Genomic DNA, 22,921 nt, shown 5'->3' on the forward strand with positions numbered 1-22,921 from the left:
TGTTCTTCAGGGCCAATCGCGAGCAAGCTCGCTCCCACATTTGATCTGTGTGGAACACAAAATCTGCGTACACCAAAATCCACTGTGGGAGCGAGCTTGCTCGCGATAGCTATCTAACTGTCACCACTCATTCCGGCTTCTGGTAACTATCGATCACTTCCTGCGCCGCCCGAAACGCTTCCATCGCCGCTGGCACGCCGGCGTAGACCGCGCAGTGCATCAGCGTTTCGCGGATCTCGTCGACCGTGCAGCCATTGTTCAGCGCGCCACGTACGTGGCCCTTGAGTTCTTGCGGGCACTTGAGCGAGGTCAGGGCCGCGAGGGTGATCAGGCTGCGGGTTTTCAGTTCCAGGCCATCACGGTTCCACACCGCGCCCCACGCGTGTTCGTTGACGAACTCCTGAAACGGTCGGGTCAGCTCGGTGGCATTGCCCATGGAGCGGTCGACGAAGGTGTCGCCCATGACCTGTCGACGCACTTCAATGCCGGTCGGTTTGCTGGAGACGGGTGTGTCGGTCATGGCGATTCCCTCTTGTGGTGTTGGCGGCGCCAGGCGCGCAGTGACGTGAACAGCAAAAACGCCATCAGCGCCGGCAGGACGAAAAACAGCATCAGGTGTTCAAGCTTGCCGGCCAGTGGCATGCCCGTGGTAAACGACACGACGTGCAGCCCGTAAGCCAGGTACAAAGCCAGAAACAGCAGGCCTTCGGCGCGGGTAATTCGGTAGCCTGAATAGAACATCGGCAAGCACAGCACGCTGACCGCCAGCAGCACCGGCAAGTCGAAATCCAGTGCGTTGGGCGATACCGACAGCGGCGTCGGCGCAATCAGCGCGGTGATGCCCAGCACACCGAGCAAGTTGAACAGGCTGCTGCCGACCACATTACCTACGGCGATGTCGCGCTGGCCACGCAGGGCGGCGATCAGCGAAGTCGCCAGTTCCGGCAGTGACGTGCTGACGGCAATGATGGTCAGGCCGATGATTCGCTCCGACAAGCCGAGTTCAGTCGCCACCTCGACCGCCGCGCTGAGCAGCAAGTGTCCGGCAAACACCAGCAGTACCAGACCGGCGAGCATCAGCAGCACGCTGCTCAGCCACGGTACGCGGGATTTGCCTTCATCTGTCTGAGTGCTGTGTGGGCGCACCGAGTGCCGCGACTGGCGCAGCAGCAACCCGAGGTAAAGCACCAGCGCGGCTAACAGAATCGTACCGTCGAGCGGTGTCAGTCGTTCATTCCAGGCCAGGGCGAACACCAACAGGCTGGCGCCGATCATCACCGGGATGTCCAGCCGCACCAGTTGCCGGGAGACCCGCAACGGGATGATCAGCGCCGAGAGGCCGAGGGTGACCAGGATGTTGAAGATGTTGCTGCCAATCACGCTACCGACAGCGATGTCGGTGTTTTGCATGAGGGTCGCTTGCAGGCTCACCGCCATCTGCGGCGCGCTGCTGCCCAGCGCCACGACGGTCAGGCCGATGATCAGCGGGCGCACTTTCAAGTGTGCGGCCAGGCGCACGGCGGCGCGGACCAGCAACTCGGCGCCGGCGATCAGCAGTACCAGGCCACCGAACAGTTGAAGCCCGCTGAGCAGGGGTAAATCGGCAAGTCCGAAAATGGCTGGGTTCCGTCTGTCAGTTGTCGAGAGATTGCACGCGAACCCGTGCGGTGCCACTGCCCAGCATGCCCAACCGCTGGGCCGCTTCGCGAGACAGATCGATCAAACGCCCGCGGGTGTGCGGTCCGCGATCGTTGATACGGACCACGCAGGATTTATCGTTGTTCAGATTGGTGACCTTCACCCGCGTGCCGAACGGCAACTGGCGGTGGGCGGCGGTCAGCGAATTGGCGTTGAAACGCTCGCCACTGGCGGTGCGTTTACCTTGGTGTTTGGCACCGTAGTACGAGGCCACGCCGGTCTTGTCGTAGCCGTGTGGATCGATGATATCCGTGCTGGCGCAACCGGCCAGCAGAGAAAGCAGGGCGCACGCGCCAAGTAGACGTTTCATAAGCGGTGTTCCCAAAACAAATGTGGGAGCGAGCTTGCTCGCGAATGCATTCTGACAGTCAACTTTGTATTGAGTGCCGAACCGCCTTCGCGAGCAAGCTCGCTCCCACAGGGATTTGAGCCAGTTTTGACTGCTGGCTCCATTGCAATCAGCCTTCGAGCTTGCTTTTCAGCAGTTCGTTGACTTGTTGCGGGTTCGCTTTGCCTTTGGAGGCTTTCATCGCCTGACCGACGAAGAAGCCGAACATCTTGCCGCGTTTGGCTTCGTCTGCCGCGCGGTATTGTTCAACCTGTTCGGCGTTGGCTGCGAGCATTTCATCGAGTACGGCAGAGATCGCGCCGCTGTCGGTGACTTGCTTCAAGCCGCGCTTGTCGATGATCTCGTCCGCGCTGCCTTCGCCGCTGGCCATGGCTTCGAACACGGTCTTGGCGATTTTGCCGGAGATGGTGTTGTCCTTGATGCGCAGCAGCATGCCGCCCAACTGCTCGGCCGAGACTGGAGCTTCGTCGATTTCCAGGCCTTGCTTGTTCAGCAGGCTGCCCAGTTCGACCATGACCCAGTTGGCCGCCAGTTTGGCATCACCGGCGATGCTCACGACTTTTTCGAAGTAATCCGCTTGCTCGCGGCTCGACGCCAATACGCTGGCATCGTAGACCGACAGGCCGAACTGCTCCTGGAAGCGTTCGCGTTTTTGCGGTGGCAGTTCCGGCAGGGTGGCGCGGATGTCATCGAGGAACGAGTCTTCGATGACCACTGGCAACAGGTCCGGATCGGGGAAGTAACGGTAGTCGTTGGCTTCCTCTTTGCTGCGCATGGCGCGGGTTTCGTCTTTGTTCGGGTCGTACAGGCGCGTCTGCTGGATCACCTTGCCGCCGTCTTCGATCAGTTCGATCTGACGACGCACTTCGGTGTTGATCGCCTTCTCGATGAAGCGGAACGAGTTGACGTTCTTGATCTCGCAACGCGTGCCGAACTCAACCTGGCCTTTTGGACGAATCGATACGTTGCAGTCGCAACGCAGCGAGCCTTCGGCCATGTTGCCGTCGCAGATGCCGAGGTAGCGCACCAACGCGTGGATCGCCTTGACGTAGGCCACGGCTTCCTTGGCGCTGCGCATGTCCGGCTCGGAAACGATTTCCAGCAGCGGCGTGCCGGCACGGTTCAGGTCGATGCCAGTGGCGCCGTTGAATTCTTCGTGCAGGCTTTTACCGGCGTCTTCTTCCAGGTGCGCGCGGGTGATGCCGACGCGTTTGACCGTGCCGTCTTCCAGCGGGATGTCCAGGTGGCCCTTGCCGACGATCGGCAATTCCATCTGGCTGATCTGGTAGCCCTTCGGCAGGTCCGGGTAGAAGTAGTTTTTGCGGGCGAACACGTTGTGCTGGCCGATTTCAGCGTCAATCGCCAGGCCGAACATCACCGCCATGCGCACCGCTTCCTGGTTCAGCACTGGCAGTACGCCGGGCATGCCCAGGTCTACCAGGCTGGCCTGGGTGTTCGGTTCTGCGCCAAACGTGGTGGCGCTACCGGAGAAAATCTTCGATTGGGTGGCGAGCTGGGTATGAATCTCCAGCCCGATCACGACTTCCCATTGCATGTGTTTCTCCTCAGAAGCCTGTCGGGGTGCGGGTGTGCCAGTCAGTGTTGAGCTGATACTGGTGGGCGACGTTCAACAGACGGCCTTCCTGGAAATACGGGGCGAGCAACTGCACGCCGACCGGTAGACCATCGACGAAACCGGCTGGCATCGACAAGCCCGGCAGGCCCGCGAGGTTGGCGGTGATGGTGTAGACGTCTTCCAGGTACGCAGCGACCGGGTCGCTGTTCTTGGCGCCGAGTTTCCAGGCCGGGTTCGGCGTGGTTGGGCCGAGGATGATGTCGACCTCATTAAAGGCTGCCATGAAGTCGTTCTTGATCAGGCGACGGATTTTTTGCGCCTTCAGGTAGTAGGCGTCGTAGTAACCGGCCGACAGCGCGTAGGCGCCGACCATGATCCGGCGCTGCACTTCCGGGCCGAAACCTTCGCCGCGCGAACGCTTGTACAGGTCGGTCAGGTCTTTCGGGTCTTCGCAGCGATAGCCGAAACGCACGCCGTCGAAACGCGACAGGTTGGAAGAAGCTTCAGCCGGGGCGATCACGTAGTACGCAGGAATCGCGTGCTGCATGTTTGGCAGGCTGATTTCCTTGACCACCGCGCCGAGCTTTTCCAGCTCCTTGACGCTGTTGTGGATCAGTTCAGCAATGCGTGGGTCGAGCCCGGCGCTGAAGTATTCTTTCGGCACGCCGATGCGCAGGCCTTGCAGCGAACCGTTGAGGCTGGCGCTGTAATCCGGCACGGGTTCGTCGATGCTGGTGGAGTCTTGCGGGTCGAAACCGGCCATGCCTTGCAGCAGGATCGCGCAGTCTTCAGCGGTACGCGCCAACGGGCCGCCCTGATCGAGGCTGGAGGCGTAAGCGATCATGCCCCAACGTGAAACACGACCGTACGTCGGTTTCAGGCCGGTGAGGTTGGTCAGTGCTGCCGGCTGTCGGATCGAGCCACCGGTGTCGGTGCCGGTCGCCGCAGGTAACAGACGAGCGGCAACCGCCGCCGCCGAACCGCCGGACGAACCGCCGGGTACGTGTTCCAGGTTCCACGGGTTTTTCACCGCGCCGTAGTAGCTCGACTCGTTGGCCGAACCCATGGCGAATTCGTCCATGTTGGTCTTGCCCAGGGTCACGGCCCCGGCCGCGGCCAGCTTGGCGACCACGGTGGCGTCATACGGCGCCTTGAAGTTGTCGAGCATCTTCGAGCCGCAGCTGGTGCGAATGCCCTGGGTGCAGAACAGGTCTTTATGAGCGATCGGCGCACCGAGCAGGGCGCCGCTCTCACCGTTGGCCCGGCGTACGTCAGCGGCTTTCGCCTGCTGGAGCGCCAGGTCTTCGGTGAGGCTGATGAAACTGTTGAGCTGAGGGTCGAGCTGGGCGATACGCGCCAGCAGGACTTTGGTCAGCTCTTCGGAAGAAAACTTTTTATCGGCGAGTCCGCGGGCGATCTCGGCCAGAGTCAATTGATGCATTGCAGGCTCTTTCCCTTTAGTCGATGACTTTCGGAACCAGATACAGGCCGTTTTCGACCGCTGGTGCGATGGACTGATAGGCCTCGCGGTGATTGGACTCGGTCACGACGTCTGCACGCAGGCGCTGACTGGCTTCCAGTGGGTGGGCCAGCGGCTCGATACCGTCGGTATTGACAGCCTGCATTTCGTCGACCAGCCCGAGAATGCTGTTCAGGGCCGAAGTGATGTGTGGAAGATCGGCATCATTGAGGCCAAGGCTGGCCAGATGAGCGATTTTTTCCACGTCGGAGCGTTCAAGCGCCATGGGATTCTCCAGTGGAAAACAGAACGGACGCTGTCCGTGTGTTAGATTGTCGGAACACTACCGCATTTCTACGGTCATAAGGCCGCGATTGTGGGGGTTGGTGCACAGAAAAGCGTCCAATTTAACATATTGGCGCCTTGCCCAAAATCCCTGTCGTTGTTAGAGTTTGCCGCACTTTTTTACCCACGCGTTGCCTAGGGTCCCTTTCCCATGTTCAAGAAACTGCGTGGCATGTTTTCCAGCGATCTTTCCATTGACCTGGGCACTGCCAACACCCTTATTTACGTGCGCGAGCGCGGTATCGTCCTGAATGAACCATCGGTTGTGGCCATTCGGACCCACGGTAATCAGAAAAGTGTCGTTGCTGTCGGCACCGAGGCCAAGCGCATGCTCGGCCGTACACCGGGCAACATTGCTGCCATTCGTCCGATGAAGGACGGCGTGATCGCCGACTTCAGCGTCTGCGAAAAGATGCTGCAGTACTTTATCAACAAGGTTCACGAAAACAGCTTTTTGCAGCCTAGCCCTCGTGTGCTGATCTGCGTTCCATGCAAATCCACTCAGGTTGAGCGTCGTGCCATCCGTGAATCGGCCCTGGGTGCCGGTGCCCGTGAAGTGTTCCTGATCGAAGAGCCAATGGCTGCTGCGATCGGTGCCGGCCTGCCGGTAGAAGAAGCTCGCGGTTCGATGGTTGTCGATATCGGTGGTGGTACCACTGAAATCGCACTGATCTCCCTGAACGGTGTGGTTTACGCCGAATCCGTACGGGTTGGCGGCGACCGCTTCGACGAAGCGATCATCACTTACGTGCGTCGCAACTACGGCAGCCTGATCGGCGAATCCACCGCCGAGCGCATCAAGCAGGAAATCGGTACGGCCTACCCGGGCGGTGAAGTTCGCGAAGTCGATGTTCGCGGCCGTAACCTGGCTGAAGGCGTTCCACGTGCATTCACCCTGAACTCCAATGAAGTGCTGGAAGCTCTGCAAGAGTCCCTGGCAACCATCGTTCAGGCCGTGAAAAGCGCGCTGGAGCAATCGCCGCCGGAACTGGCGTCGGATATCGCCGAGCGCGGTCTGGTACTGACCGGTGGTGGCGCCTTGCTGCGTGACCTCGACAAGTTGCTGGCCCAGGAAACCGGTCTGCCGGTGATCGTCGCCGAAGATCCGCTGACCTGCGTTGCTCGCGGTGGTGGCCGTGCTTTGGAAATGATGGATAAACACACCATGGACCTGCTCTCCAGCGAGTGATTTCGCCGGATGCTTCTATGCTGTTCCGCTCACAGGTAGCACTTTGCAGTGCTGCCTGTTGGCGTTTATCTTCTGTCAGTCTGCATCCAGGCCGGTTTGATGCCGTATGAATAAAGAGAACATTTGCCTGGGAGGAGCGGCTTATTAAACCGCTTTTCGCCAAAGGCCCCTCAATGGGCGTGCGCTTTTTGGTGCTGGCCGTGCTATCGGTCGCGCTGATGGTGGTCGATGCCCGCTTTGAAGTGCTCAAGCCTGCGCGCAGTCAGATGTCGCTGGTCTTGATGGACGCCTATTGGATCACCGACCTGCCGGAGCGGTTGTGGCAGGGGGTGAGCAGTCAATTTGGCAGCCGTACCGAACTGGTCGCCGAAAACGAAAAACTCAAGACTGAAAACCTGCTGCTGCAGGGGCGCATGCAAAAGCTTGCGGCCTTGACCGAGCAGAACGTTCGGCTGCGCGAGCTGCTGAACTCGTCGGCCCTGGTCAACGAGAAGGTCGAAGTGGCCGAGTTGATCGGCGTCGATCCCAACCCCTTCACCCATCGCATCATCATCAACAAGGGTGAGCGCGACGGCGTGGTGCTCGGCCAACCGGTGCTCGATGCCCGGGGTCTGATGGGCCAGGTGGTCGAGCTGATGCCTTACACCTCGCGGGTGTTGTTGCTGACCGACACCACTCACAGCATTCCCGTGCAAGTGAACCGTAACGGCTTGCGGGCGATTGCCAGTGGCACCGGCAACCCGGAACGTCTGGAGTTGCGTCACGTTGCGGACACGGCTGATATTAAAGAAGGCGATCTGCTGGTCAGCTCCGGCCTCGGTCAGCGCTTCCCGGCCGGTTACCCGGTGGCGACCGTCAAGGAAGTGATCCACGACTCTGGCCAGCCGTTCGCCATCGTGCGCGCGGTACCGACCGCTGCACTCAATCGCAGTCGTTACATGTTGCTGGTGTTCAGCGATAGCCGCACCCCGGAAGAGCGCGCAAACGAAGCCGCTCAGGCCCAGGATGCCGATCAGCATCCTGGCGGCGCGGCCATCGTGCCAGCCACCGTGCCTAAACCTGCCGCCGCTGTTGCCCCGGTGCCAGCCACCGCGACTCCTGCGCCAGCAACGGCGAGTCCGGCTACACCTGCGGCGGCCAAGCCTGCGAGCAAACCTTCGACCCCGGCCAAGCCTGCTGCCGTCGTCAAGCCGGCTGCGGCCAAACCGCGTGCCACGGCGCCTGAAGCCACCACTCAGGGTAGAGAATAATGGCCAGTACCCGACCTCGTAATGGCTGGATGATCTGGCTGACGTTTGTCATCGCCTTGTTGCTCAGTATCGTACCGTTTCCGCATGTCGAGATTTTGCGTCCAATGTTCCTCGCGCTACCGCTGGCGTATTGGGCATTGGAGGTGCCGCAGAAAGTCGGGATGCTCACGGCCTGGTGTCTGGGGATGGCGCAAGACGTGCTGTTCGGCACCTTGCTGGGACACAACGCGCTGATTCTGACCCTGATCACCTTTTTGATCATGACGCTGCGACCGCGCTTGCGGATGTTTCCGATGTGGCAGCAAAGCCTGGTGATTCTGGTGATCCTGGGGCTCGCACAATTGCTGCAACTGTGGCTCAGCGCCTTGACCGGTAACCGTCAGACGTTGGCGGTGCTTTTACCGGCGCTGATCAGCGCCTTGCTCTGGCCCTGGGTCAGCTTCGGATTGCGTGGGTTGAGCCGCCGCTACAAAATCAATTAATTTATTCGGTCAGGCATTAGCCCGCACCTCGACAGGGAGATGTCTTGATGAATCCGCTTTACCTCGCCTCAGGCTCGCCGCGTCGACGTGAACTGCTCACGCAGATCGGTGTGCCGTTCACCGCCATCAGCGCGGACATCGATGAAACCCCTCTGACTAACGAGTCCCCTGCGGCCTATGTCGAGCGTCTGGCGCGCGACAAGGCCGAGGCCGGTCGTGCATTGCTGGCGCTCAACGAGCCGGGTGCACCCATCTGTGTGTTGGGTGCCGACACCGCCGTGGTGCTTGATGGGAAGATTCTTGGTAAACCGCTCGACGAAGCCGAAGCGCTGAGCATGTTGATGAGCCTGTCGGGGCGTGAACATGAAGTGCTGACCGCTATCGCCGTGCTTGATGGCCAATACTGCGAATCACGCGTGGTGCGCAGCCTGGTGCGTTTTCGCTTCATCAGTCATAAAGAGGCAGTGGCCTACTGGGCCAGCGGCGAGCCACGGGACAAGGCTGGCGGCTACGGAATTCAGGGCCTTGGCGCGGTGTTTGTCGCGGCACTCAATGGCAGTTACTCCGCCGTGGTCGGCCTGCCGCTGTGCGAAACCGCGGAACTGCTCGGCCATTTCGGCATACCCTGTTGGCAAAACCATATCGCGCGCCAAGCGCCGTACTGACTTGATGCGGCCATAATCGTGAATATGCCTGAACGAGACCTTGCCATGAGTGAAGAGATTCTGATCAACATCACGCCGATGGAATCGCGCGTGGCGGTGGTCGAAAACGGTGTTCTGCAAGAGGTTCATGTCGAGCGCACCCAGCGTCGCGGGATTGTCGGCAACATCTATAAAGGCAAGGTCGTTCGCGTTCTGCCTGGTATGCAGGCGGCATTCGTCGATATCGGTCTGGACCGGGCAGCCTTTATCCACGCCTCGGAAATCTCCCTGCGTGAAGGCCCTGCGGTGGAAAGCATCAGCGCACTGGTGCATGAAGGCCAGAGCCTGGTGGTGCAAGTTACCAAGGATCCGATTGGCTCCAAGGGCGCGCGTCTGACGACCCAGCTGTCGATTCCCTCGCGCTATCTGGTGTACATGCCGCGCACGGCTCACGTCGGTATTTCGCTGAAAATAGAGGACGAAACCGAGCGCGAACGCCTCAAGCAAGTGGTCACTGATTGCGTCGCGAAGGAAGGCATCAAGGAGGCTGGCGGCTTTATTCTGCGCACTGCGGCTGAAGGTGCCGGCGCCGATGAGATCCTGATGGACATCCGTTATCTGCGCCGCCTCTGGGATCAGATTGGTGCGCAGATCAAGACCGTCAGCGCACCGAACGTGATTTACGAAGACCTCGGCCTGGCGCTGCGCACCCTGCGCGACCTGGTCAGCCCGAAGATCGAGAAGATCCGCATCGATTCGCGGGAAACCTTCCAGAAAACCACACAGTTCGTTGCCGAGCTGATGCCGGAAATCGCTGACCGTCTGGAACACTATCCGGGCGAGCGGCCGATTTTCGATCTGTATGGCGTCGAGGATGAAATTCAAAAGGCACTGGAGCGCAAAGTACCGCTCAAGTCCGGCGGCTATCTGGTGGTCGATCCGGCAGAAGCCATGAGCACCATTGACGTGAATACGGGCGCTTTCGTCGGGCACCGCAATCTTGAAGAAACCATCTTCAAAACCAATCTGGAAGCGGCCACCGCGATTGCCCGGCAACTGCGCCTGCGCAACCTGGGCGGGATCATCATCATCGACTTCATCGACATGGAAGACGAAGAGCATCAGCGCCAGGTGCTGCGCACGCTGGAGAAACAGCTGGAACGCGATCACGCCAAGACCAACATCATCGGCATCACCGAGTTGGGCCTGGTGCAGATGACGCGCAAGCGCACGCGCGAAAGTCTCGAACAGGTGCTCTGCGAGCCGTGCAGCAGCTGTCAGGGCCGTGGCAAGCTCAAGACTCCGGAAACCGTGTGCTATGAAATCTTCCGGGAGATCTTGCGTGAGGCCCGCGCCTATCAGGCTGAAGGCTATCGTGTACTGGCCAATCAGAAAGTGGTCGACCGGTTGCTCGACGAAGAGTCAGGCAATGTCGCGGAACTTGAAGGTTTTATCGGACGAACTATTCGTTTTCAGGTAGAAACCATGTACTCCCAGGAACAATACGACGTGGTGCTGCTCTGATCCGCTGTGTTTCATTACTAACGGCTGGCCTCAGCTTGCTGCACGATTTCGCCATGGGAGCCATCTGACATGGACCGTCTGATCCGCATTTTGACCACATTGACCCGCTGGGGGCTGGGGCTTTGTGCGTTATTGCTGGTGCTGGCGGCGCTGTACGTCAGCCTCGGTCGCGAGTTTATTCCGTTGGTGGCCGAATATCGCGCGGACGTCGAAGCCAAGGCCCGTGAAGCATTGGGCATGCCGTTGCAGATCGGTCGCCTGGAAGGGCGCTGGAGTGGCATGGCGCCGATTTTGCTGGCCCATGATGTGGTGGTCGGTGAAGGCGCCAATGCCTTGCACCTGGATCAGGTACGGGCGGTGCCGGATGTCTGGGCCAGCTTGCTGGCGCGTTCGGTGCAGATCGAACACCTGGAACTCAGCGGCCTGAAGATCAGCCTCAAGGAAGGCCCGAAGGGGCAATGGGCGCTCGAAGGCTTGCCAGTGCAGCAGAATCAGCCGCTGGATCCCGAACAACTGCTCAACCGCATGCAGAGGGTGGCGCAGTTGTCGGTGCTCGACAGCCAGATCACCTTGCAGCCGATCGACCACGCGCCGCTGACCCTGACCTATGTCGGCCTGAATCTTAAAGCCGGTGTCGGCCAGCAGCGCCTCGACGCTCGTCTGACCTTGCCCGACGGCCAGCCGTTGGCCATGAGCCTGCGTAGCCGGATTCGTGCCAGCCAGTGGAAAGACGCTGAAATCGATGCCTATCTGAGCCTGCCGCAAAGTGACTGGTCGAAATGGTTACCCGAGAGTCTGACCGGGCAATGGAATTTTTCCGAGATCAAGGCCGGTGGCGAGCTTTGGGTGAACTGGAGCAAGGGTGCCCTGCAACGCGCAGCCATTCGTCTTAACGCGCCGCAACTCAACGGTGCCTACGCCGAACGTGCGCCGATCAAGATCGATAATCTGGCGCTCAATGGGTATTTCCAGCGCAACACCGAAGGTTTCCAGGTGTCCTTCGATTCTCTGGCCATGACCTTGGGGGAAACCCGTTGGGAAACCCATCTGCAACTTCAGCAGACGGCGACCACTGAAAAGACCCCTGAACTCTGGCACCTCCAGGCCGACCGCTTCGACCTCACCCCGATCACACCGTTGCTGAATGCGCTGGGGCCACTGCCCAAAGACTTCGCTACGGTGGTCGAGCGGCTCAAGGTTACCGGCGCCTTGCGCAACGTGCTGATCGACGTCCGGCCCGAGGCTACCGACGACAGCAAATTCAGCTTCGCCGCCAATCTCGAGCGTGTCGGGTTTGATGCTTATCACGGTGCACCGGCAGCGCGTAACGTTTCCGGGAGTATCAGCGGCGACCTCGGCCAGGGTGAGCTGCGCATGGACAGCAAGGATTTTTCCCTGCACCTGGACCCGATCTTTGCCAAGCCATGGCAGTACATTCAGGCGAATGCCCGGCTGACCTGGAAACTCGATCAACAAGGTTTCACCCTGATTGCGCCCTACCTGAAGGTACTGGGCGAAGAGGGCAAGATTGCCGGCGACTTCCTGATTCGCCTGCATTTCGATCACACCCAGGAAGACTACATGGACCTGCGGGTCGGTCTGCTGGAAGGGGACGGACGCTATACCGCCAAGTACCTGCCGAAGGTCTTGAGCCCGGCGCTGGATGAATGGCTGCGTACGGCGATTCTCAAAGGCGCGGTGGATGAAGGTTTCTTCCAGTATCAGGGGTCGCTGAACCACGATGCTGTCGACGCGGCGCGCAGCATCAGCCTGTTCTTCAAAGTGCATGACGCCGAACTGGCCTTCCAGCCGGGTTGGCCGCATGTCGGCAAGGTCAGCGGCGATGTGTTCATCGAGGACAGTGGTGTGCGCATTCTGGCCAGCAAGGGCCAGTTGCTCGACACCCAGGTTCGCGATATCTACGTCAACATCCCCCATGCGCCTGCCGGGCAAAACCCTCACCTGTTCCTCGATGGCACTTTCGCCGGCGGTCTGGGCGATGGCCTGAAGATTCTTCAGGACGCACCGATCGGTACCGGTCCGACCTTTGCCGGTTGGCAGGGCGAGGGTGAATTGCAGGGTAGCCTGAAACTGGATATCCCCTTGGCCAAGGGCGAAGAGCCGAAGATTGTGGTCGACTTCAAAACCGCCAAGTCGCGTCTGAAGCTGAGCGATCCCGTGCTTGAGCTGACGCAGCTCAAAGGTGATTTCCGCTTTGACAGTGCCAAGGGGCTCAGTGGCCAGAACATTACCGCGCAGGCCTTTGACCGGCCGATCAGTGCACAGATTTATGCCAATGGCAGCCCAGGGAAGTTCAACACCCGGGTAACCGCAAACGGCCAGGTAGCGGTGAAAAAACTCACCGATTGGTTGAACGTCACTCAGCCGTTACCAGTCTCCGGGACTATCCCCTATCAGTTGCAGCTCAACCTCGACGGCCCCGACAGTCAGTTGATGGTCAGCTCCAGCCTCAAGGGCGTGGCAGTCGACTTGCCGGCACCGTTCGGCATGTCCGCCGCGCAAGGTCGCAACACCGTATTTCGCATGACCCTGCAAGGGCCGGAGCGGCGTTACTGGCTCGACTACGGTGATCTGGCGGACTTCACCTTCGCCGCGCCCAGCGGCAATTTTGCCGATGGCCGTGGCGAGTTGTTCCTGGGTACCGGCAACGCACTGTTGCCGGGCGATAAAGGTCTGCGCATACGGGGCGTGCTGTCGGAGCTGGATGTCGAACCATGGAAAGCGCTGATTGATCGGTACGCCGGGCAGGATCCGGGCGGCAGCGCCAAGCAATTGCTCAGTGGCGCAGACTTCAAGGTCGACAAGCTCACGGGGTTTGGCACCACGCTGGATCAGGCCCGGCTGCAACTTGATCGCAAGCCGACAGCCTGGGCGTTGCAACTCGATAGCCAGCAGGCCAAAGGCACTGTAGGGATTCCCGACGCCAAGTCCGCGCCGGTTGCGATCAACCTGCAATACGTGCGGTTACCGGCGCCTGATCCGAAAGTGCAGGCCGACGAGAATGCACCGGACCCGCTGGCGTCGGTCGACCCAACGAAAATTCCTGCATTGGACATCAAGATTGACGAGCTGTATCAGGGCACTGATCTGGTGGGCGCCTGGTCGTTGAAGGTCCGCCCAATCGTCAAGGGTATTGCCTTCAATAGCATGAATCTGGGCCTCAAAGGCATGCAGTTGCAGGGCGCGGGTGGCTGGGAAGGTGTGGCGGGTGCCAGCAGCAGTTGGTACAAGGGGCGTCTTGAGGGCAAGAACCTTGGGGATGTGCTCAAGGGCTGGGGATTTGCGCCGACGGTGACCAGCGAAGAGTTCCATATGGACATCGACGGCCGCTGGCCAGGCTCACCCGCCTGGGTCGGTCCGAAGCGTTACTCCGGCAGCCTGGATGCCACGCTGCGCAAAGGGCAGTTCGTTGAAGTCGAAGGGGGCGCACAGGCGTTGCGGGTGTTTGGCCTGCTCAACTTCAACTCGATCGGCCGTCGCTTGCGCCTGGATTTCTCCGACCTGTTCGGCAAAGGCCTGAGTTACGACCGGGTCAAGGGGCTGCTGGTGGCCAGCAATGGTGTTTACGTCACTCGTGAGCCGATCCTCATGACCGGCCCATCGAGCAACCTGGAGCTCAACGGTACGCTGGACCTGGTGGGTGACCGGGTCGATGCGAATCTGCTGGTGACCTTGCCGTTGACCAACAATTTGCCGATTGCGGCACTGATCGTCGGCGCGCCAGCGGTAGGCGGTGCATTGTTTCTGATCGACAAACTGATCGGTGATCGCGTGGCGCGCTTTGCCAGCGTCAAATACACCATCAAAGGCCCGTGGAAGGAGCCGAAAATCACCTACGACAAACCTTTTTGACACTCTTTTTCAGAACACACTCTCCAGGCCTATGGAGTAGCATGGCTGTAGGCTTTTTGTGTCGCCGCGTACGCTCCCCGTAGCAGCTGGCGAAGCCTGCGTTCGGCTGCGAAGCAGTCGTAAATCCGGAATACACGGTTTATCTGAAAAATCGCGGTGTTTGATTTTACGACTGCTGTGCAGCCGAACGCAGGCTTCGCCAGCTGCTACGGGTATTTGCAAGGCAGACGCAAAGCGTGCAGATATCAAATAAGGAAAGGGCCATGTCTTTTGCGGTGATTCAAATGGTCAGCCAGAGCGACGTGCCGGCCAACCTGATCCAGGCTCGGCACTTGCTCGAGCAAGCGGCGGCGGGTGGTGCGCGACTGGCGGTGTTGCCGGAGAACTTCGCCGCCATGGGCCGTCGCGACATCGCTGACATCGGTCGCGCCGAGGCGTTGGGCGAAGGTCCGATCCTGCCCTGGTTGAAACAGACCGCTCGCGACCTCAAGTTATGGATAGTGGCCGGCACGTTGCCGTTACCGCCGGTTGACCAGCCCCAGGCGAAATCCAATGCCTGTTCGTTGTTGATCGATGAGCACGGCGAGACAGTGGCCCGCTACGACAAGTTGCATTTGTTCGATGTCGATGTGGCAGACAATCGCGGCCGCTACCGCGAATCCGATGACTATGCTCACGGCAGTAAGGTGGTGGTTGCCGATACACCGGTCGGCCGGGTTGGTCTGACGGTTTGCTACGACTTGCGTTTTCCGGAGCTGTACAGCGAACTGCGCGCAGCCGGGGCAGAGCTGATTACCGCACCATCGGCGTTTACCGCTGTAACGGGTGCGGCCCATTGGGAAGTGTTGATCCGCGCGCGGGCCATCGAGACCCAGTGTTACGTGCTGGCGGCCGCCCAGGGCGGAACACATCCGGGGCCGCGTGAGACTTTCGGCCATGCGGCAATTGTCGACCCGTGGGGCCGCGTGCTGGCGGAGCAGGATCAAGGCGAGGCCGTGCTGCTGGCTGAACGCGATAGCAGCGAACAGGCGTCCATCCGGGCGCGGATGCCGGTGTCCAGTCACCGGCGCTTTTTCTCGCAGGGCGCGCAGCGACCTGCCTCAGAACGTGGAATTAAGGCGTAAAACCATGAGCGAGTTGTTGTCCTCAGTCAGTGAACATCTGCTAGCGCCGGGCGGCGTGACCATCGAGAACCTGCAAAACGTGTTGGGTGATCTGGCCGGTCCGGGCATTGATGCAGCCGACCTGTATTTTCAGGGCCAGATTTCCGAGTCCTGGGCTCTGGAAGACGGCATCGTCAAGGAAGGCAGCTTCAACCTCGATCAAGGGGTTGGCGTGCGTGCGCAATCGGGTGAAAAAACCGGTTTTGCCTACAGCAATGCAATCACCCTTGAAGCCCTGGGCCTGGCGGCCCGCGCCGCCCGTTCGATTTCCCGCGCCGGGCAAAACGGTACCGTACAAGCATTCAGCACTCAGGATGTCGCCCGCCTGTACGGGCCGGATAATCCGCTGGAAGTGATGACACGCGCCGAGAAAGTCGAGTTGCTCAAGCGTATTGATGTGGCGACTCGTGCGCTCGATCCGCGTATCCAGCAAGTCACCGTGAGCATGGCCGGGGTCTGGGAGCGCATTTTGGTGGCCTCCACTGACGGTGGTCTGGCTGCCGACGTGCGACCGCTGGTGCGCTTCAACGTCAGCGTGATCGTCGAGCAGAACGGTCGCCGCGAACGTGGTGGTCATGGCGGCGGCGGGCGTACCGATTACCGCTATTTCCTCGCTGACGACCGTGCCATGGGCTACGCCCGTGAAGCGTTGCGTCAGGCGCTGGTCAATCTGGAAGCCATTCCGGCACCGGCCGGCACCTTGCCGGTGGTTCTGGGGTCGGGTTGGTCCGGCGTGTTGCTGCACGAAGCGGTTGGCCACGGCCTGGAAGGCGACTTCAACCGTAAAGGCAGTTCGGCCTACAGCGGTCGCATGGGTGAAATGGTTGCGTCCAAACTCTGCACCATCGTCGATGACGGCACACTGGCCGGTCGTCGTGGTTCGCTGAGCATCGACGATGAAGGCACTCCGACCGAGTGCACCACGCTGATCGAAAACGGCGTGCTCAAGGGCTACATGCAGGACAAGCTCAATGCTCGCCTGATGGGCCTGGCGCGCACTGGCAATGGTCGCCGTGAGTCTTACGCGCACCTGCCGATGCCGCGCATGACCAATACTTACATGCTCGGTGGCGAAAGCGATCCGGCAGAAATCATTGCTTCGGTGAAGAAGGGTATCTACTGCGCCAATCTGGGCGGCGGACAGGTCGACATCACCAGCGGCAAGTTCGTGTTCTCCACCAGCGAAGCGTACCTGATCGAGGACGGCAAGATTACCGCGCCGGTCAAAGGGGCAACGTTGATCGGTAACGGTCCGGAAGCCATGAGCCGGGTGTCGATGGTCGGTAACGATCTGGCGCTGGACAGCGGGGTAGGGACGTGCGGCAAGGATGGTCAGTCGGTGCCGGTGGGTGTCGGCCAGCCAACCTTGAAAATCGACGCGATTACCGTGGGTGGCACGGGCGCATAAAAAGATGCGTAGGAGCTGCCGAAGGCTGCGATCTTTGCTTTTAAAAGATCAAAAGATCGCAGCCTTCGGCAGCTCCTACGGGGGCGAGGTTATTCAGCGCAAACCGCGTTGAGTCTCGTCCAGCTCACGGATGTACTTGAAGATTTTTCGGCTGGAGGCAGGAGGCTTGCTTTGGGCGAGCTCGTGCTGGGCCTGACGGATCATGGAGCGCAGTTGCTGGCGATCCGCTTCCGGGTAGTCGACGACGAACTTTTCCAGTACGGCATCGTCACCGGCGATCAAGCGATCGCGCCAGCGTTCCAGACCGTGGAAACGTTCGTTGTACTGGCGAGTGGAGGCATCGAGTTGGTCCAGCAGCGACAGAACGGCGCTGATGTCCTGATCGCGCATCAGCTTGCCGATGAACTGCAGGTGCCGTTTACGCGCGATGTTCGCGGTGTGCTTGGGGGCATCGGCCAGAGCCCGGCGCAAAGCGTCGGTCAACGGCAGTTTTGCCAGCAAGTCAGGCTTGAGTGTTGTAAGGCGCTCGCCAAGATCAACCAGAGCATGCAGCTCGCGTTTGACCTGGGTTTTGCTTTTTTCTCCCCCGTCGAGGGAGTCGTCGTAAGAATCAACCATGGTGGCAGTCCGCAAAGAAACGCCGCCATGATAACCAGTCGGGGGCCGCTTGTCCGGCCCGGTCGCTCGATGACCTTAACCGAAAGCAGAATTTGAGTGGAGAACAGCATGAGTGCAGTTGAAAGCGTCGGCCCACAAGCGTTGCCGGCACTGCAAGAGCAAGTCGAGCAGATCATCGCCGAAGCCAGGCGCCAGGGTGCCAGCGCCTGCGAAGTCGCCGTGTCTCTGGAACAGGGCCTGTCGACCTCGGTGCGTCAGCGGGAAGTTGAAACCGTTGAGTTCAACCGTGATCAGGGCTTCGGCATTACCTTGTATGTTGGCCAGCGCAAAGGCTCGGCCAGCACCTCGGCCAGTGGCCCCGAGGCGATTCGCGAAACTGTCGCCGCTGCATTGGCCATCGCCAAGCACACCTCCGAAGACGAACACTCGGGCCTGGCCGACGCCGCGCTGATGGCCAAGGACTTGCCGGACTTCGACCTGTTCCACGAATGGGACATTACTCCGGAGCAAGCGATCGAGCGGGCGCTGGCCTGTGAAGCGGCGGCGTTTGCTACCGACAGCCGGATCAAGAACGCCGATGGCACCACCTTGAGTACTCATCAGGGCTGCCGCGTATATGGCAATAGCCATGGCTTTATCGGCGGTTATGCGTCGACGCGTCACAGCCTGAGCTGCGTGATGATCGCCGAAGCTGATGGCCAGATGCAGCGCGACTATTGGTACGACGTCAATCGCCAGGGCAATCTGCTGGCCGATCCGGTGAGTATCGGCCAGCGTGCCGCGCAACGGGCGGCCAGCCGCTTGGGCGCGCGTCCGGTACCGACCTGCGAAGTGCCGGTGCTGTTTTCCGCCGAATTGGCCGGCGGTCTGTTCGGCAGTTTCCTCGGCGCGATTTCGGGCGGCAATCTGTACCGCAAGTCGTCGTTCCTCGAAGGCGCGCTGGGCCAGAAGCTGTTCCCTGAATGGTTGACTATCGATGAGCGTCCGCACCTGATGCGCGCGATGGGCAGTTCGGCGTTCGATGGTGATGGTCTGGCGACCTATGCCAAACCGTTCGTCGAGAAGGGTGAGTTAGTGTCTTACGTGCTGGGTACTTATTCCGGCCGCAAACTCGGCATGCCGAGCACCGCCAACTCCGGTGGTGTGCACAACCTGTTCGTCACCCATGGCGATGAAGACCAGGCGGCGCTGTTGCGGCGCATGGGACGCGGCTTGCTGGTGACCGAATTGATGGGCCAGGGCTTGAACATGGTCACTGGTGACTACTCTCGCGGTGCGGCGGGTTTCTGGGTCGAGAATGGTGAAATCCAGTTCGCGGTCCAGGAAGTGACTATCGCCGGCAACATGCGTGACATGTTCAAGCAGATCATTGCGGTGGGTAATGACCTGGAATTGCGCAGCAACATTCGTACAGGTTCAGTGTTGATCGAGCGGATGACGGTGGCCGGCAGCTAAACCCTTGCGGTTAAGCAAAAAAAGCGCGCCACCCAATGGGTGGCGCGCTTTTTTTTATTGCCTGACGCAAACCCTAATGCCGGTAAGTTAAGGGATTTCAGGCTTGGCACATTCCCTGTAGCAGCTGGCGAAGCCTGCGTTCGGCTGCGAAGCAGTCGTAAAATCAGGCGGCGCGTTCTTTCAGGCATACCGTGTATGCCGGATTTACGAGGACTTCGTCCTCGAACGCAGCCTCGCGGGCTCGGCAGCTGCTACAGGTCGTGTAAGCCCCTCGCCACAAAAGCCACTTCGCCAGAAGGTTCTGTGTTTACTCGCCTTCGCCGAAATAGTCGTTGATCAGCGCCTTCAACGCATCCAGCGCATCCTGAGCTTGATCACCTTCTGCGTGGAGGTGGATCGTCGTTCCCTTGCCGGCGGCCAGCATCATCATGGACATGATGCTCTTGCCATCGACCATCTTGTTCTGGTCGGGGGAGCGGCCCACTCTGATCTCACAGGGAAACTCCGCAGCTTTGCCCACGAATTTGGCGGAAGCGCGGGCATGCAGGCCCAGTTTGTTGATGATTTCAATTTCCAGAGCGGGCATCGCGGTGTGAATCCTTTAGCTAAGGTCGCGGTGGCGAACCTGGACGTTCTTCAGGGATTGTTGCAGGACCTGACCCAGACGTTCGGTCAGGTAGACGGAGCGGTGATGCCCGCCGGTGCAGCCAATGGCGATTGTGACGTAAGCGCGGTTGCTGGCGGCAAAGCGCGGCAGCCATTTGAGCAGATAAGTGGAGATGTCCTGGAACATCTCTTCGACATCCGGCTGAGCGGCCAGATACTCCGCCACTGGCTGGTCCAGCCCGGACTGCGTACGTAGCTCTGGTTTCCAGTACGGGTTCGGCAGGCAACGTACGTCGAACACCAGGTCGGCATCGACCGGCATCCCCCGCTTGAAGCCGAAGGACTCCACCAGAAACGCAGTGCCCGGCTCTGGCTGGTTCAGGAGGCGCAACTTGATGGTATCGCGCAACTGATACAGGTTCAGATTGGTGGTGTTGACCTTGAGGTCGGCCAGGTCGGCAATCGGCCCGAGCAGATTGGTCTCGTCTTCGATGGCTTCGGCCAGCGAGCGGTTGGCGTTACTCAGCGGGTGGCGGCGACGGGTTTCCGAGAATCGCTTGAGCAGGGTTTCTTCGTCGGCATCCAGATACAGCACGTCGCATTGGATGTGCCGGCTGCGGACTTCTTCCAACAGCTCCGGGAAGCGTGACAGATGGCTCGGCAGATTGCGCGCATCGATGGAAACAGCGACCAGGGGCTGCGCCAGTTCGGTGTGAATCAATGCGCGCTCGGCCAACTCCGGCAACAGGCCGGCCGGCAGATTGTCGATGCAGTAGTAGCCGTTGTCCTCCAGTACATCGAGGGCGGTGCTTTTACCTGAGCCAGAGCGGCCGCTGACGATGATCAAGCGCATGGTTAGTGACCGTTCTGCTCGTCGAGGACAACCTGATACAAGGCTTCATTGCTGGTGGCGCTGCGTAGACGATCGCGGACTTCTTTACGATCAAGCATGCTGGCGATCTGGCGGAGCAGTTCCAGGTGCGCATCGGTAGCGGCTTGCGGGACCAGCAAAACGAACAGCAGGTCGACCGGAGCACCGTCGATGGCGTCGAAATCTATAGGGGCGTCCAAGTGCATCAAGGCACTGATGGGCGACTCGCAACCTTTGAGGCGGCAGTGGGGGATGGCGATGCCGTTGCCAAAACCGGTCGAACCGAGTTTTTCACGGGCAATCAGACTCTCGAAGACATCTTGCATCTCCAGATCCGGCACTTCGCGGGCGATCAGGTTGGCAATTTGTTCAAGGGCGCGTTTTTTACTGCCGCCCGGCACGTTCACCAAAGAACGGCCGGGGGTCAGGATGTTTTCAAGTCGGATCATGGGTTGGGAGTATTAACGACCGGTTGCGCCTTGGAGCTGGCCCTGGGTCTTTTCCTTATGCTTTTTGAGTTGGCGATCCAGTTTGTCGGTCAGGGCGTCGATCGCGGCATACATGTCGTTATGCTCAGCGTTGGCGACCACTTCTCCACCGGGGATATGCAGTGTGGCTTCGATTTTCTGCAGCAGCTTCTCGACGGTCAACGTGACCTGCACATTGGTGATCTTGTCGAAATGCCGTTCTAATCGTTCGAGTTTTTCGCCGATGTAGATGCGCAGGGGTTCGGTCACTTCCAGTTGGTGTCCACTGATGTTGACTTGCATACAGCTTCTCCTTCGTTGCCAGTGCATAAGGCGGCAGGCTGGTTTGCCTGCCACTAGAGCGTGTCCGAAAAGCTTTCGAACACACCCTGGAACGCTATGGCGTAGCCCGTCACATCAACCGCTTGCGTTCGCTCGAAGGCGCGATCCCCAGGGATTCGCGGTACTTGGCGACGGTGCGGCGGGCCACCTGAATGCCTTGTGCCTCCAGTAAACCAGCGATCTTGCTGTCACTCAACGGCTTTTTCTGATTTTCCGCGGCAACCAGTTTTTTGATGATCGCGCGGATCGCTGTGGACGAGCATTCACCGCCTTCAGAGGTGCTGACGTGGCTGGAGAAAAAGTATTTAAGTTCATAAATACCGCGTGGGGTATGCATGAATTTTTGCGTGGTCACCCGTGAAATCGTCGACTCGTGCATGCCGACTGCTTCGGCGATGTCATGCAGGACCAACGGCTTCATTGCCTCATCGCCGTACTCAAGGAAGCCGCGCTGGTGCTCGACGATCTGAGTAGCGACTTTCATCAGGGTTTCGTTGCGGCTTTGCAGGCTCTTGATGAACCAGCGTGCTTCCTGCAACTGATTGCGCATGAAGGTGTTGTCGGCGCTGGTGTCGGCGCGACGGACGAAACCGGCGTATTGCGGGTTGACGCGCAGACGCGGAACCGACTCCTGGTTCAGTTCCACCAGCCAGCGCTCGTTATCTTTGCGCACGATGACGTCGGGAACCACGTATTCGGCTTCGCTGGACTCGATTTGCGAGCCCGGACGCGGGTTGAGGCTTTGTACCAGCTCGATGACCTGGCGCAGTTCATCTTCCTTGAGCTTCATGCGGCGCATCAGCTGGCTGTAGTCGCGGCTGCCCAGCAGGTCGATGTAGTCGATGACGAGGCGCTTGGCCTCGGCCAGCCAAGGGGTCTTGGCGGGCAGTTGGCGCAGTTGCAGCAACAGGCATTCGCCGAGGTTGCGTGCGCCGATGCCGGCCGGCTCGAATTGCTGGATGCGATGCAGGACGGCTTCGATCTCGTCCAGCTCGATGTCCAGTTCCGGATCGAAGGCTTCGAGGATTTCCTCGAGAGTTTCGTCCAGGTAGCCCTGATTGTTGATGCAGTCGATCAGGGTCACCGCGATCAGTCGATCGGTGTCGGACATCGGCGCCAGGTTCAATTGCCAGAGCAGATGGCTCTGCAGGCTCTCGCCGGCGGAGGTGCGAGTGGTGAAGTCCCATTCGTCGTCATCGTTGCTCGGCAGGCTGCTGGCGCTGGTCTGGTAAACGTCTTCCCAGGCGGTGTCGACTGGCAGTTCGTTAGGGATACGCTCGTTCCAGTCGCCTTCCTCGAGGTTATCCACCGTGGGGGCGGTTTCCTGGTAGGAGGGTTCCTGAATGTCGGTGTTGGGTTTCTGCTCGATGTTGTCCGCCATCGGGTCGGCGTTATCGAAGTCGTCGCCTTCTTCCTGGCGTTCGAGCATTGGATTGGACTCCAATGCCTCCTGGATTTCCTGTTGCAGGTCCAGGGTCGACAATTGGAGCAGGCGGATGGCCTGTTGCAGCTGCGGTGTCATCGTCAGCTGCTGGCCCATTCTCAAGACTAGCGATGGTTTCATGGCAGGGGCTTAACACCTTATTCGCCGGCGCACATGCG

At 59.9% G+C, this 22,921-nt stretch carries 21 protein-coding genes; 9 read left to right on the forward strand and 12 right to left on the reverse strand.

All coding sequences use genetic code 11. From position 1 onward, the window contains the following. Positions 1 to 127: 127 nt before the first annotated feature. The 6 genes from BK659_RS06435 to gatC all read right to left on the reverse strand — a co-directional run bounded on the left by BK659_RS06435 (position 128) and on the right by gatC (position 5,368). Entirely contained in the window at positions 128 to 520 is a 393-nt protein-coding gene (locus BK659_RS06435; protein ID WP_123424260.1) for a carboxymuconolactone decarboxylase family protein, read from the reverse strand. Then, positions 517 to 1,593 (reverse strand): calcium/sodium antiporter, encoded by a 1,077-nt coding sequence (locus BK659_RS06440; protein ID WP_123424348.1) that lies wholly within the window; start codon positions 1,591 to 1,593, stop codon positions 517 to 519. The genes BK659_RS06435 and BK659_RS06440 overlap by 4 nt, the downstream gene beginning before the upstream one ends. 40 nt (positions 1,594 to 1,633) lie before the next feature. Continuing rightward, positions 1,634 to 2,008, reverse strand: coding sequence for a septal ring lytic transglycosylase RlpA family protein (locus BK659_RS06445; protein WP_123424261.1), 375 nt, complete (start codon positions 2,006 to 2,008; stop codon positions 1,634 to 1,636). Between the two features lie 148 nt (positions 2,009 to 2,156). Beyond that, complete coding sequence (gene gatB, locus BK659_RS06450) at positions 2,157 to 3,602, reverse strand: Asp-tRNA(Asn)/Glu-tRNA(Gln) amidotransferase subunit GatB (protein ID WP_123424262.1); 1,446 nt, start codon at positions 3,600 to 3,602, stop codon at positions 2,157 to 2,159. A 10-nt stretch (positions 3,603 to 3,612) separates the two neighbouring features. Further along, entirely contained in the window at positions 3,613 to 5,064 is a 1,452-nt protein-coding gene (gatA, locus tag BK659_RS06455) for an Asp-tRNA(Asn)/Glu-tRNA(Gln) amidotransferase subunit GatA (RefSeq protein ID WP_123424263.1), read from the reverse strand. A gap of 16 nt (positions 5,065 to 5,080) precedes the next feature. Continuing rightward, positions 5,081 to 5,368, reverse strand: coding sequence for an Asp-tRNA(Asn)/Glu-tRNA(Gln) amidotransferase subunit GatC (gene gatC, locus BK659_RS06460; RefSeq protein WP_019691880.1), 288 nt, complete (start codon positions 5,366 to 5,368; stop codon positions 5,081 to 5,083). A 210-nt stretch (positions 5,369 to 5,578) separates the two neighbouring features. Here gatC and mreB point away from each other — a divergent pair, with 210 nt between their 5' ends. From mreB to tldD, 8 genes are all read left to right on the forward strand, one after another. After that, positions 5,579 to 6,616, forward strand: a complete 1,038-nt coding sequence (mreB, locus tag BK659_RS06465) for a rod shape-determining protein MreB (protein ID WP_002555108.1) — start codon at positions 5,579 to 5,581, stop codon at positions 6,614 to 6,616. Between the two features lie 143 nt (positions 6,617 to 6,759). Continuing rightward, positions 6,760 to 7,866, forward strand: a complete 1,107-nt coding sequence (gene mreC, locus BK659_RS06470; protein ID WP_259740216.1) for a rod shape-determining protein MreC — start codon at positions 6,760 to 6,762, stop codon at positions 7,864 to 7,866. Next, the gene (mreD, locus tag BK659_RS06475; protein ID WP_123424265.1) at positions 7,866 to 8,348 is read left to right on the forward strand and encodes a rod shape-determining protein MreD; all 483 of its coding nucleotides are present in this window, start codon (positions 7,866 to 7,868) and stop codon (positions 8,346 to 8,348) included. The genes mreC and mreD overlap by 1 nt, the downstream gene beginning before the upstream one ends. 47 nt (positions 8,349 to 8,395) lie before the next feature. Beyond that, entirely contained in the window at positions 8,396 to 9,013 is a 618-nt protein-coding gene (locus BK659_RS06480) for a Maf family protein (protein ID WP_123424266.1), read from the forward strand. A gap of 45 nt (positions 9,014 to 9,058) precedes the next feature. Then, positions 9,059 to 10,516 carry a ribonuclease G gene (rng, locus tag BK659_RS06485; protein WP_123424267.1) on the forward strand — a complete coding sequence of 486 codons (1,458 nt, stop codon included), beginning with the start codon at positions 9,059 to 9,061 and terminating at the stop codon, positions 10,514 to 10,516. A 69-nt stretch (positions 10,517 to 10,585) separates the two neighbouring features. Continuing rightward, positions 10,586 to 14,389, forward strand: a complete 3,804-nt coding sequence (locus BK659_RS06490; protein WP_123424268.1) for a YhdP family protein — start codon at positions 10,586 to 10,588, stop codon at positions 14,387 to 14,389. A 263-nt stretch (positions 14,390 to 14,652) separates the two neighbouring features. Then, positions 14,653 to 15,513, forward strand: coding sequence for a carbon-nitrogen hydrolase family protein (locus BK659_RS06495; protein ID WP_123424269.1), 861 nt, complete (start codon positions 14,653 to 14,655; stop codon positions 15,511 to 15,513). Between the two features lie 4 nt (positions 15,514 to 15,517). After that, positions 15,518 to 16,960 carry a metalloprotease TldD gene (gene tldD, locus BK659_RS06500; RefSeq protein WP_123424270.1) on the forward strand — a complete coding sequence of 481 codons (1,443 nt, stop codon included), beginning with the start codon at positions 15,518 to 15,520 and terminating at the stop codon, positions 16,958 to 16,960. 93 nt (positions 16,961 to 17,053) lie between these two features. On the opposite strand, the gene yjgA is transcribed toward tldD, so the two are convergent. Continuing rightward, complete coding sequence (yjgA, locus tag BK659_RS06505; protein ID WP_123424271.1) at positions 17,054 to 17,578, reverse strand: ribosome biogenesis factor YjgA; 525 nt, start codon at positions 17,576 to 17,578, stop codon at positions 17,054 to 17,056. 108 nt (positions 17,579 to 17,686) lie between these two features. On the opposite strand from yjgA, the gene pmbA reads away from it, so the two are divergent. Next, entirely contained in the window at positions 17,687 to 19,033 is a 1,347-nt protein-coding gene (gene pmbA / locus BK659_RS06510; protein WP_123424272.1) for a metalloprotease PmbA, read from the forward strand. 307 nt (positions 19,034 to 19,340) lie between these two features. On the opposite strand, the gene BK659_RS06515 is transcribed toward pmbA, so the two are convergent. From BK659_RS06515 to BK659_RS06535, 5 genes are all read right to left on the reverse strand, one after another. Further along, on the reverse strand, positions 19,341 to 19,619 hold the full coding sequence (locus BK659_RS06515) for an HPr family phosphocarrier protein (RefSeq protein ID WP_123424273.1): 279 nt from the start codon (positions 19,617 to 19,619) through the stop codon (positions 19,341 to 19,343). 15 nt (positions 19,620 to 19,634) lie between these two features. Beyond that, positions 19,635 to 20,492 (reverse strand): RNase adapter RapZ, encoded by an 858-nt coding sequence (rapZ, locus tag BK659_RS06520; protein ID WP_123424274.1) that lies wholly within the window; start codon positions 20,490 to 20,492, stop codon positions 19,635 to 19,637. Positions 20,493 to 20,494: 2 nt separating this feature from the next. Continuing rightward, positions 20,495 to 20,959, reverse strand: a complete 465-nt coding sequence (gene ptsN / locus BK659_RS06525) for a PTS IIA-like nitrogen regulatory protein PtsN (RefSeq protein WP_123424275.1) — start codon at positions 20,957 to 20,959, stop codon at positions 20,495 to 20,497. A 12-nt stretch (positions 20,960 to 20,971) separates the two neighbouring features. Next, a complete protein-coding gene (hpf, locus tag BK659_RS06530) occupies positions 20,972 to 21,280 on the reverse strand; it encodes a ribosome hibernation-promoting factor, HPF/YfiA family (RefSeq protein WP_123424276.1) in 309 nt (102 codons plus the stop codon). Between the two features lie 109 nt (positions 21,281 to 21,389). Then, positions 21,390 to 22,883: an RNA polymerase factor sigma-54 gene (locus tag BK659_RS06535; protein WP_123424277.1), complete on the reverse strand. Its 1,494-nt coding sequence runs from the start codon at positions 22,881 to 22,883 to the stop codon at positions 21,390 to 21,392. Positions 22,884 to 22,921 lie beyond the last annotated feature (38 nt).

Origin of the sequence: Pseudomonas brassicacearum, assembly GCF_003732225.1 — a bacterium.
Lineage (GTDB): Bacteria > Pseudomonadota > Gammaproteobacteria > Pseudomonadales > Pseudomonadaceae > Aquipseudomonas > Aquipseudomonas brassicacearum_E.